The following is an 11,544-nucleotide window of genomic DNA, read 5'->3' on the forward strand; positions in this document are numbered from 1 at the left end:
AACGACACGCTTAAAGCGTGTTTTTTTATGTCTAAAATTTGATGAGTGTGGTGATTTAGCTTATAGGATAAAGATCATCTTCACTGCATGAGGCATTCACTTCTCATAAGCGCAAGCTCCCGCCCCCCTGAGATACACTTTAAAATGTTATAAACTTCTTAAAATAAATCGTTATTACTTAAAACCTTGTTTGGTTTGTGTTAAAACGGCACAAATATTTTTAGGTTGTTACAAATATGACTGAACTTTACCACTGGTTTGATTTAATAGGCATTGCGGTGTTTGCTGTATCGGGCACTTTGCTAGCGTATGAGAAAAAAATGGATGGCTTTGGGGTCGTAGTTTTAGCGACAGTAACTGCTATTGGTGGTGGTACAGTGCGAGATCTAATTTTAGATGTTCCAGTGTTTTGGTTACACGATCAAAGTTACTTTTTTGCCATACTCGCTTCAGTATTTGTTACAACACGCCTTATAAATAAACAAAAGCCGATACCTCATTATATTTTACAAACAGCGGACGCGTTTGGGTTAGCTTTTTTTGCAGTAATGGGGGCGCAAAAAGCACAGCTTGTTGGTATGCCCGATATGACTGCGGTAATTATGGCTGTAATTACAGGCTGCTTTGGTGGATTAATTCGAGATGTGCTTGCACGCGAGATCCCTATGCTATTAAAAGGTGAGCTTTACGCTATTACCTGTATAGCGGGTGGTACTGTTTATACGCTTGGCATTAGTTTTTCGTTAGTAACCGAAATGGCGATGGTATTAGGTATGTTAATGACCTTATTACTTCGTTTAGCTGCTATAAAATGGCAAATCACATTACACGTTTTTAAATATCCTGACTAAACTGGTGTAATCACACCATTTACTAGGATAAGGAATGTCGTTAGCTCGTATATTTTCTCGTGCTCAAGTGGGTATAAATGCCCCTGAAGTTATTGTAGAAGTTCACCTAGGAAATGGTTTACCCGCTTTTCATATAGTAGGCCTGCCTGAAGCGTCCGTTAAAGAATCAAAAGATAGAGTACGTAGCGCACTCGAAAACTCACAATTTGGTTTTCCCGATCAACGAATAACTGTAAATTTAGCCCCTGCCGATTTGCCAAAAGATGGCGGACGGTTTGATCTTGCTATTGCGGTGGGTATTTTAGTCGCCTCTGGGCAAATAGTGTGTCCTGATATTCACAAGTATGAGTTTTATGGTGAGCTTGCTCTTAATGGTGAGGTGCGTGGTGTAAACGCTATTTTACCTTCGGTACTTGCTGCAAAAGAGCAAGATCGTTGCTGCTTTTTACCTCTTGCAAACGACAGCCTAGCAAGCCTAGTTAATGGCGTTAAACGCAAAGCCGTAAGCTCTATTCAAGAAGTGTGGGGGGATTTACTTAATCAACAACCCTTACCATTAAATATAGAGTATCCCGACTGCACACAAGCCCCTGACTTTTTACTTGATTTAAGCGATGTGAAAGGTCAGCCCGGTGCAAAGCGAGTACTCGAAATTGCTGCAGCTGGCGGGCATAATTTATTATTTTTAGGTCCTCCAGGTACTGGTAAATCGATGCTGGCCCAGCGAATGGCAACTATAATGCCTACTATGTCGGACGATGAAGCTATTTCGACAGCTGCGCTTTACTCTATTATTGGGCAATCCATAGATTTAACTAATTGGCGACAGCGGCCATTTCGTAATCCACATCATACTTGTTCAGCTGTTGCCTTGGTGGGGGGCTCTTCGAATCCCAAACCTGGTGAAATTTCTCTGGCACATAATGGTGTGCTCTTCTTAGATGAGTTACCGGAATTCGAGCGTAAGGTACTTGATTCACTGCGTGAACCAATGGAAACCGGTACAGTTACTATTTCACGTGCAGCTAGGCAAATGGAGTTTCCGGCGCAGTTTCAGCTTATTACAGCATTAAATCCAAGCCCAACAGGAAGTCATACAGATAAGCGGGCAACTCCCGATCAAGTTATGCGTTATTTATCGCGAGTATCAGGGCCTTTTATTGACCGTATTGATTTGCAAATAGAACTACCTCGTTTAACGAGTGTTGAACTACAAAGTACTCAGCCGGAGGAAAGTAGTGCTGAGGTTAGAGCAAGAGTTGAAACGGCTTATTATCTACAACTAAAACGTCAAGGTAAGGTTAATGCGAGGCTTAATAATAAAGAAATGAGTGTGCACTGTGAACTTGCGCCTGCAGAGTTGCAATTTTTAGCTAGAGCAAGCGAGAAGTTGTCTTTATCGCCACGCTCTTACCATAGAGTAATTAAGGTGGCGCGTACAATTAGTGATTTAAAAGGCGCTGAAAACATTAGTTTAAATGAGCTTAAAGAAGCACTTAATTACCGCGCATTTGAGCGCCTTATTGCGCAATTAACTAAGTATTAAATAGAAAGCATATAGCCTTTACCGCGTACGGTAACGATGCGTTTTTGATCTTTTTCGTCATTTAATTTTTTACGTAAACGACCAATAAGCACATCAACAGTACGATCGTTTGGACTCCAATCGGGCTGGCCTATTTCTTCAGATATTTTTTCACGGGATGTGGCTTTACCTGCATTACTAATTAAGCAAATAAGCACTTTATGTTCGGCTTCAGTTAAGCGTGACTCAACGCCCGCAGCAGTAATTAATGTGCGGTTATCAGGATGAAGCTTAAAGTCAGCATATTCTATAAACTCTTCGCTTTCGTCGTCTTCTAGGTTAACGGCAACACGCTTATAGAGCGCGCGCATGCGAAGTTCTAACTCAAGTAAATCGACGGGCTTACAAATATAGTCATCAGCACCTTGTGCAAGACCTGCAATACGATCGGCTTGGGAGTCACGACTCGATAATACAATAACGCCAATATCGGTCAGTGTGTTTAATTCTTTTGCGAGCTGAAGCCCGTCGCGCTTTGGTAAGACAATGTCAATTATGGCTAATGATATAGCACCGCGCAGGTTTACCCGCTGCCTTACAATGTTAAGTGCATCAGCGCCAGTGGGGTCTACCTCTATTGTAAATTCGGTATCTGCAAAGTGATTTTGGATGCGTTTAACGAGTAGTTCATCGTCTTCAACCAATAAAACATTAATAGCCATAGTACTTTATTTTGAATGCTTATAGCTCTGTATGGTAGCACCATTAGGTAAATGCTGAGAAGGGGGTTTATTAGTTTTAAGTAACTTAATATTTCAAAGATGTATAAGACGTTATTAGAGGATGAGGTTAGCACCTTTAAACTAATTAAAAGGTGCTAAATAATTAATTCTACTACTAATAAATCTGTATTAAGTTGTTATTTTAAAGGTTCAGGCTCAGTCATTTTTATACATCGAGTCCCACCATTGAGGCTCGTTTTTTAGCTTTTTATCAAAGTATGCGAGCATGGTGTTCCACCAATCAAATCGTTTATCGCGTGCAAAAATTTGATGGTCGGCGCCTTTGTATTCGATTAACTCTACGTCTTTATTAAGCAGTTTAAGCGCAGTGTACATTGTTAAGCTTTCGCCAACAGGTACATTGGTATCGCTATCACCATGAAGAAGTAGCATAGGTGTTGTTACTTTGTCGGCATGAAATACAGGACTATGTTGGCTGTAAAGCTCAGGGTTATTCCACGGGAAGCTATTTTTTGATGCTTCGCCAGAATATAAGTAGCCCCACCAACCTTCACCCCAATACGAGGTAATATTAGAAATCCCCGCATGAGCTATTGAAGCACTAAATATATCGGTTTTAGTTGCCAATAACATGGTCATGAAGCCACCGTACGATGCCCCTAAGTTACCTACTTTTTTACTATCAACATAGTTGTATTTATTTAAAAAGGCTTGTGTGCCTTCGATAATATCGTCTGCGGTGTAGTCGCCCCAGGCATTAACATGCTGCGCTGAAAACTTTTGTCCAAACCCTGTTGCGCCAGTAGGTTGCACTACATAAACAACATAGCCATTTTCTGCCCATAAGTTAAACGGGTACCGGCCTGTAAAACCACGCGTAACTGGTGAAGTACCGCCGTAGTAATACACGAGCGCTGGGTGCTTTTTAGTTTTATCTAAATTGCTTGGAATGTAAACACGGCCCGTTATTTCAACCCCATGTTTATTTTTAAAATTAAACTCTTCTAATGTAGGGAGTCGTGTATTTGCATAGCTACTTGGTTTTGAATCCCATATTAAATCTGTTTTATTTTTACTTACGTTCAGGCGCTTTAGTTGTTGTGGCGCTAAAGCGTTAGTGCCACTTAATAAAATTTCGGTATTACGGTCGTGTGAGTAACTAAATTGTTCAACAATATCCAATCCTGTATTTAACTTTTTAAAGCGCTGTTTACTTAAATCAAATAGGTAAAGTGGTTGAGTGTCTTGCTCTGTTACTTTAATAAGCGCATCGCCGTTTTCTAAAACGTGCAGTTGGCCAATAGCGGGGTCGAACTGTTTACTGAGTGCTTTTACGTTTTTACCGCCTTCAGTAAGTAGATAAATTTGCCCGTCGTAGTTATTAGCAAGCATTGCTTTTGGTAGAGCTCTGCCTGCGCCATTTTTAAAGTCAGGGCCTGCAACTACATAAATGTCTTTATTTGCATATTTAGCTAAATTAAACGTTTTAAATTTACCAAGCGATGAAAGCTTATTTGATTTTAAATCGAGTTCGACTAACTCTGTTTCAGGGTGTGTTGATGCCTGCATTGCCATTACTGGGCGGCTCATTAATACTTTGCCACGGTTACTATTTGAATCTTCAAGGCTGTAAGAAAGAGGACCTTGGCTAAGTGCTTTTGTTAAACCACTTTTAGTATCAAGCATATAAATTTGGCTGGTGGTACGTGCATACGACCAGCGATCTTGTAGACCTTTATAGTGCTTGGTTAAGCTGTTAGTGCTCTCAGGTGATTTAGACCAGCTAAACAAAAGGCTGGTGTTGTTATAAAAGGTAAAGCTATTAGCTCCTTCTAAATCGTTTGCTAATGTTTTTATTGAGAGGTTTTTACGGTTAAGTTGTTTAAGCTCACCATTTAACAAATACACTAAATATTGGTTATCTGGACTCCAAATAATGTTACTTGGTTGGCCTGCTTCAAAGCGATAAAGCGTTTGATTGTCTGAATCTTCAAGTACAGTAACTGTATTTGCTTGATTTTGTGTTTTATCACTATAAGTGCGAGTGGTAGTAACGTACTGCTTGGCATTAGGTGCGAGTGATAATTGGCTAATTGTAGGAGCATCAAACAGTTGTTTTGCAGATAAACGTTTTATGTGTGAAGTGCTGAGCGTAATTTTATCAACCTCGCTTTTAGGTGCAAAATCAAGCGTTACATCGTGCCAATTAGCTACTTGCTGGGCTACTATTAAAACAGTGTGAGTACTGTTATTTAAAGCTAACTTATAGCTATTTTTATCGCCTGTTTGTAGTTCGCCATTAATAAATAACTGCCCTTGCTCAATCCCTTTTAAGGTAAGCGTACCTTGCGTAAAGCGGGTTGTTTCAATATTAAATTTTAGTGCCTGTAACCCACCTAAAGTGAGCGCATTGATTTTATTAAACGGTTGCCAGTTTTGTTTTTTCCCAAATATAGAAAAACTATCGGTGTCTGCTTGTAGTTGCGGCAATAGGTTGTTAATAATCGCACTGCCATGAGGTGTCTGAAAAGGCTTTAACTGCATATCTTCGGCAAGTGGGCCGATAAACTGAATTTTTGATTTATCCAATGGTGCAGCTATTGCAGCAAAGCTTAAGCTGCTAAGTGTTAAAAGAGCTGCTGCGTACTTAAATAGCTTATTTTGATGACACCATGGTGCGCTAAATTTCATTATTATGCCTATTATTATTGGAAGTTTGGCCAAATATAGCATGTATTGTTACCATGCTCACATATCCAATATAGAGGAGAGAAAGTGACTTTACTGATAGTTTATATGGTAGTGGCGATTGTTATTTCGTTTTTATGTTCTGTGATGGAGGCTGTGTTATTAAGTATTTCGCCCAGCTATGTTGCATCACTTAGAAAAAAACACCCTGAGCTTGCTAAACAGCTCGAAAAGCTTAAAAACAATATAGATCAGCCTTTAGCTGCTATTTTAACTTTAAATACAGTTGCCCATACAGCAGGTGCAGCGGGAGTTGGCGCACAAGCGGCTGTCGTTTTTTCCGATGCGGCTGTAGGTATTGCATCAGCCATTATGACATTTCTCGTATTAATTCTTTCTGAAATTATACCTAAAACCTTGGGGGCTAATTACTGGCGAGCTTTAACGCCAAGCGTTACCTACGCTTTGCGTTTTTTAGTTATATCGCTAAAGCCTTTTGTATGGTTTGCTCAAAAGCTAACAAATTTAATGGGTCCAAAGCACGATGAGGCTTATTATATTCGTCAAGAGATAGAGGCAATGGCAGATATAGGCACGGAGTCGGGAGCATTACATCAAGATGAATCTGATATTATCCGTAATTTGTTGCATTTTAAGCATGCAAAATTATGTGATTTAATGACGCCGCGAACTGTTATTTTCAAAATCCATAAAGATTTAACAGTTAATCAGTATTTAAATGAACATGGGTCGTCATCGTTTTCTAGAGTGTTGGTATTTGATAAAGATGCCGATGATATCGTTGGGTTTGTGCATAAAAACGATATTATGCTGGCATTTCACCGCTTAGGCACCGATTACAAAATTAGCAAATTGATTAAGCCTATTTATACCGTACCAACTTCTCAGAACGTATCGTCGTTACTGCAAACACTTTTAACAAAGCGCACTCATATATGCTTAGTTGTTGATGAGTACGGTGACGTGCAGGGTATTGTAACGTTAGAGGATATGATTGAAGCTTTAATGGGGTTAGAGATTGTAGATGAGCGTGACCAATCTACTAATATGCGCGCAGTAGCAAGGCAGCGTTGGCACAAACGTTTAGCAAGCAGTGCGCATATAGTCAGTGAAGAAGATAAACACACTCGGGGTGATAATTAGTTAACCAGCCCCGATTAAATATTAATACCGCTTTAAGCGGGGCTGCCATCAGTTTTTAGCCAATCTTTAGCCCAAGATATAAATTCGTCTTGTGGTTTAGGGCGGCTAAATAAAAAACCTTGTATGGCTAGTTTTCTTCTATAATGCCTTAAATAAACGAGCTCTTCTGGTCGTTCAACACCTTCTGCTACTAAGTCTAAATTATCTTTACTCGTAATATTAAATAACGAACTTACGACCACTTGAGAAAATAAATCTGTTTCTATATGGCTAATAAGTGAACGGTCTATTTTAATTTCAGTAAAAGGAAGATTTCGAAGCTGATTCATATTAGTAAAACCAACACCAAAATCGTCTAGCGATATACCAAAGCCATGCATTCTTAATCTGTTTACTGTTTCTAATTGCATGAGGCTTGAGAGTGCATGTTGTTCTGTTATTTCTATAATTATATTACTAGGTGTGAGTTGGTTTAGTTCTAAAATAAGTAGTAATTTATTAGGGCAGTTTAGGTCATCGAGCTGGGTTGGCGATAAGTTAAAGGCCATTTTAAAATCATGACCTAGTTGTGCTTTCATATTTTTGAATTCGCTGGTGGCCTTTTCAAAAAGAGAAAATGTAATTTGATTAATTAAGTTGTGTTGTTCGGCAGTATTTATAAAACGGCAAGGTAAAATAATATTGTCGTCTTTACTTGATAAAATACGCGCTAACACTTCAACGCTTTCAATTTTATTGTTATCCGCGTTTATTTTTGGTTGGTAAAAAGGCGTTATTTCATCGTTTTTTAATGCATCAATAAGCTCATCTTTTGAAATGGCTGGCTCTTTTAATAAAGTGTGGCTGTTTAATTGCGCCACTTTAGTAAGTAACCTACTAACCTGAGACAGTTGCACTGGCTTTGAAATATTACCAATGAGGTGCGCGTTATGTTGTTTCGCGAGATTGGCAGCTAAGCTAATAACTTTATGGTCCATTTCAGAAACAATTATTATACCGCCTTGATAATGTAGCTCTCCTAAGTGGCGGATTAATTCCATGCCGTCCATTTCGGGCATATTGAGATCAGTAAAAATAGCATCAAAGTAGTTGATATCTTCTTTAACTTTTTCAAGCGCTTCTTTTGCATTCAGGTACGTAGTTATAGTGTTAGACATACCCAATTCGTTAAGTATAGCTTCCATAACGATCAAAATTGCTTTTGAATCGTCAACAACTAAAATATTAGGCACTATCTTCTTCACTGTTATCCCTTTCAATGTATCGCTTGGAGTTACTATAAAAGTAGTAGTGTTTTTTTATTTTGTCAGTATCAAATGCTTTTATTTTGAAAATAGTTACCTAGCACCTTCCCTCGTGTTTTTGAGCTGATTAGGTATACTAGCGCCATTATTTTAAACGGTCTTAATTATGATAAGAATAGATCTTACTTTAGCCGAGCAACCATTTTCGCTTATGGTGTCTGGGCAAAGAATTGTGCAGGTATTTCATGCGCAACAAGCCATTACCTTTGATAACCCTCGTGAAAACTACTATCAGTTTACTTACGATACCAAAAAAATAGGTATCGATACGGGGGCAGTCGAAGAGCAAAGCATTTCGCTCTTTGTAGATGATCAATTTGCAACACAACTTGCGTTGCCAGCACCTACAAAAGGGTCACCTAAAAAAGGCTTTTTAGGGCTAGCTGCGTTAGGTTTTAAGCTTTTTAAAAGCGCTAAGGTAATTAAAGTAGTGCTTGCAGGGGCTTCTGTTGCAGGCTATGCGTGGTTATTTAGTATTGAATTTGCACTAATGCTAATTGGTTGCTTAGTCGTACACGAGTACGGCCATGTGCGAGCAATGAAATACTTTGGCATAAAAACCAAAGGTATTTACTTAATCCCGTTTGTTGGAGGGCTTGCTGTAAGTGACGATAAAATAACAACCCGTTGGCAAGATGTCGTTATATCACTGATGGGGCCTGCATTTGGTTTAATTACCTCGGTACTGGGTGTCGTTTTATATTACGCCACCGAGATGGAAATATTTGCAGGTGTGGCGGTTCTTAGTGCGTTATTAAATTTATTTAACTTGTTACCTATTTTACCGCTTGATGGCGGGCATGTATTAAAAAGTATTAGCTTTTCAATGCGTTCATGGATTGGTTTAAGTGTGTGTTTACTCGGTGTGTTATTTGGCTTATGGCTTAGTTATACATTTGGTTTAATGTTACTGGTATTCTTTTTGTTTGTAGGTGCGCTGGAAATTGTATTTGAATGGCGAGGCCGACATTACTCCCATTTAATACCACTAGATAAATACGGACAAGGTTTTTCAGCGGTTATGTATGCACTGGTAGTTGCAGGCCATGTGGCAGTGATGATGCATTTTGCAGATTCTGACAATCCAATACTGAGTTTGCCGATGACGATTTTATCTAGCTAACAATAAAAAAACAGCATGGTAAGTTTGAAAAATGCTCAATCTGCTGTTTTTTTGCTCGGTTGTTGTTGTTTTTAAAAGTTTTTGTATTTTTATTGTTGTTTTTTTGTAACTGAAGATGTAGCTTACGGATATAAAGTTGTTCAGGGATTGTTCAGGTATGTTATTTAGAAAGGAAGCTATCGCTCAGCAAAGTGAGCGTTTAACGGGGGCGATTACCCTCGCCCAACCTTTATCAATAAAATTAACTGTGCTTATTTTGGCTTGTGTGGCTATCGCAGTTATTACCTTCTTGTTTACCGCGGAATACTCTCGTAAAGAAACTGTGCGTGGCTTTTTAATGCCCAATAAAGGGGTGATCCAAAGCTTTGCTAATCAAGGTGGCATGATTGAGCGGTTGTTGGTACAAGAGGGCGATGCCGTTACTAAAGGTCAGCCGTTGGCGACCATCATTGTGCAGCAAAATAATAGTCAAGGTATTGCATTAAGTACTCAACTTGTTGAGCAGCTAAGTATGCAAATACAACTGCTTAATGACGAAATTACACAAAACCACACCCTACAAAAGCAAGAGTCACTTAACTTGCAGGCACAAAAACGTGCACTAACTAATGAGCAAGCTGCATTACAAAGCCAACTTAAACTGACTGATGAAAAACTAGCGCTACTTAACCGCCAACAAAGTAACCTTAACCAGCTTAATAAAAATGGCTTTTTATCAAACATAGAGCGTGAGCAACAACAGCAAGCACTGTTAGATGCTAAGCAAGAAAAACAAAACCTAGCGCGTTTGCTGATGCAGCAAGAAAACCAGTTAAGCCAACTAAGCTTTAACATTGCCAACGTACCCCAGCAATATACGCTGCGTATAAATAGCCTTAAACGGCAGCAAGCAGATATTCAAAACCAGCTCACACAAATTAAAAGTAACTATCAATACACCATCACCGCAAGTAATAGCGGTACGGTTACTGGGATTCAAGTGGTTGAGGGTGAAACGCTCACCCAAGCCAAACCGCTACTGCATATTATTCCCGAAGGTTCTGAGCTAGTAGCAGAGTTGCTGCTACCAACACGCTCAGCAGGTTTTATACAGCTAGGTAACGATACGCGCCTGCGTTTTGATGCTTTCCCTTACCAACGCTTTGGTTTTATTAACAGTAAAATTAGCCGTATCGACAAGGCGCTCATTACTCCAAATGAAATACGCCTGCCTATCACCCTGCAAGAGCCAGTGTACCGTTTGCGAGCGACACTCAGCCAACAACAAATGCAGGCCTATGGTAAGGCGTTTGAGCTGAAAAGTGGTATGTTGTTTGAGGCAGATATTATGTTGGAGCAGCGCACATTAATCGAGTGGTTACTCGAGCCACTGTACAGCCTAAAAGGGCGCGTAAGTTAAGTGTAGCGTTTTATGAAATAAAGAAAAATTTGAAAGTTTTGGTGGTTTGCTAAATGCAAATAATCGAAAAGGCGGCCAGCTTTAGTTAACTTTAGCGAGCAGCTAAAGCTAGCCTATTAACCGCTCACCTTATTGAAGGGGAGCATATTAACAACCCGACGACTTAACTAAAAAGCGTCGGACTTATGGAGTATATCAAAATGAGAGAGCTAAAGACTAGTGAGCTTCAACAAATTCATGGTGGAGATGGTTGGGATGCCGCTGCTGGCGGGCTAACTGGTGCTGGTGTTGGTGCTACTGCTGTTGGCGTTGCGGTAGCTGTTGGGGCTGTTGTTACAGCACCTGTGACAATTGGTATTGTTGTTGGAGGCGCTGCTGTTGGTGCTATCTATAGCTGGTTTACAAATTAAGGAGCTACAATGAGAGAGTTAAAATTGGACGAATTAAATGCTGTTATCGGCGGTAGCATTAGTCAAGCAGCTGGAGAGGGGGGCGCTAGTGGTGCCGCTACTGGTGCCGGAGTTGGCGCTGTCGTTGGCGGTGCAGTAGGTGGTCCCCCTGGAGCTCTAATCGGAGGTTTGATTGGTATGGGAGTTGGTACGATAATTGGTGCTGCTGATGCAGTAGTTGACTACATGCAGCAGCCGTAATTGGTTAGAATAATGTGGTAACATTGGACTGCAAAGCAGTCCAATTCAATAATAATTTATGGATTAATCATGAAAAAAATTTATTGTTATGCGTCAT

Annotated in this window: 10 protein-coding genes; 7 read left to right on the plus strand and 3 right to left on the minus strand. The window is 39.8% G+C overall.

Translation table 11 applies throughout. The features are described from left to right. The first annotated feature begins 236 nt into the window (after positions 1-236). Both H5092_RS02735 and H5092_RS02740 read left to right on the plus strand, forming a co-directional pair. Positions 237-851, plus strand: a complete 615-nt coding sequence (locus tag H5092_RS02735) for a trimeric intracellular cation channel family protein (RefSeq protein WP_007587018.1) — start codon at positions 237-239, stop codon at positions 849-851. 34 nt (positions 852-885) lie between these two features. Continuing rightward, positions 886-2,397: a YifB family Mg chelatase-like AAA ATPase gene (locus tag H5092_RS02740; RefSeq protein ID WP_182732865.1), complete on the plus strand. Its 1,512-nt coding sequence runs from the start codon at positions 886-888 to the stop codon at positions 2,395-2,397. Here H5092_RS02740 and H5092_RS02745 read toward each other — a convergent pair. Both H5092_RS02745 and H5092_RS02750 read right to left on the minus strand, forming a co-directional pair. Then, positions 2,394-3,098, minus strand: a complete 705-nt coding sequence (locus H5092_RS02745; protein ID WP_002957913.1) for a response regulator transcription factor — start codon at positions 3,096-3,098, stop codon at positions 2,394-2,396. The two genes, H5092_RS02740 and H5092_RS02745, sit on opposite strands and share 4 nt — an antisense overlap. A 216-nt stretch (positions 3,099-3,314) precedes the next feature. Next, positions 3,315-5,810: a S9 family peptidase gene (locus tag H5092_RS02750; RefSeq protein WP_182732866.1), complete on the minus strand. Its 2,496-nt coding sequence runs from the start codon at positions 5,808-5,810 to the stop codon at positions 3,315-3,317. Between the two features lie 84 nt (positions 5,811-5,894). On the opposite strand from H5092_RS02750, the gene H5092_RS02755 reads away from it, so the two are divergent. Next, complete coding sequence (locus H5092_RS02755) at positions 5,895-6,971, plus strand: hemolysin family protein (protein WP_002957910.1); 1,077 nt, start codon at positions 5,895-5,897, stop codon at positions 6,969-6,971. Between the two features lie 32 nt (positions 6,972-7,003). Here the strand turns inward: H5092_RS02755 and H5092_RS02760 are convergent, their stop codons facing one another. Beyond that, positions 7,004-8,215, minus strand: a complete 1,212-nt coding sequence (locus H5092_RS02760) for an EAL domain-containing protein (RefSeq protein WP_182732867.1) — start codon at positions 8,213-8,215, stop codon at positions 7,004-7,006. 166 nt (positions 8,216-8,381) lie between these two features. Here H5092_RS02760 and H5092_RS02765 point away from each other — a divergent pair, with 166 nt between their 5' ends. The 4 genes from H5092_RS02765 to H5092_RS02780 all read left to right on the plus strand — a co-directional run bounded on the left by H5092_RS02765 (position 8,382) and on the right by H5092_RS02780 (position 11,447). Further along, positions 8,382-9,398: a metalloprotease gene (locus tag H5092_RS02765; RefSeq protein WP_182732868.1), complete on the plus strand. Its 1,017-nt coding sequence runs from the start codon at positions 8,382-8,384 to the stop codon at positions 9,396-9,398. 157 nt (positions 9,399-9,555) lie between these two features. Continuing rightward, the gene (locus H5092_RS02770) at positions 9,556-10,797 is read left to right on the plus strand and encodes an HlyD family efflux transporter periplasmic adaptor subunit (protein ID WP_182732869.1); all 1,242 of its coding nucleotides are present in this window, start codon (positions 9,556-9,558) and stop codon (positions 10,795-10,797) included. Positions 10,798-10,982: 185 nt separating this feature from the next. Then, on the plus strand, positions 10,983-11,207 hold the full coding sequence (locus tag H5092_RS02775) for a Blp family class II bacteriocin (RefSeq protein ID WP_404936172.1): 225 nt from the start codon (positions 10,983-10,985) through the stop codon (positions 11,205-11,207). A gap of 9 nt (positions 11,208-11,216) precedes the next feature. After that, on the plus strand, positions 11,217-11,447 hold the full coding sequence (locus H5092_RS02780) for a hypothetical protein (protein ID WP_220492455.1): 231 nt from the start codon (positions 11,217-11,219) through the stop codon (positions 11,445-11,447). Positions 11,448-11,544: the final 97 nt, after the last annotated feature.

The organism is Pseudoalteromonas sp. SR41-7 (assembly GCF_014163935.1).
Classification (GTDB): domain Bacteria; phylum Pseudomonadota; class Gammaproteobacteria; order Enterobacterales; family Alteromonadaceae; genus Pseudoalteromonas; species Pseudoalteromonas distincta.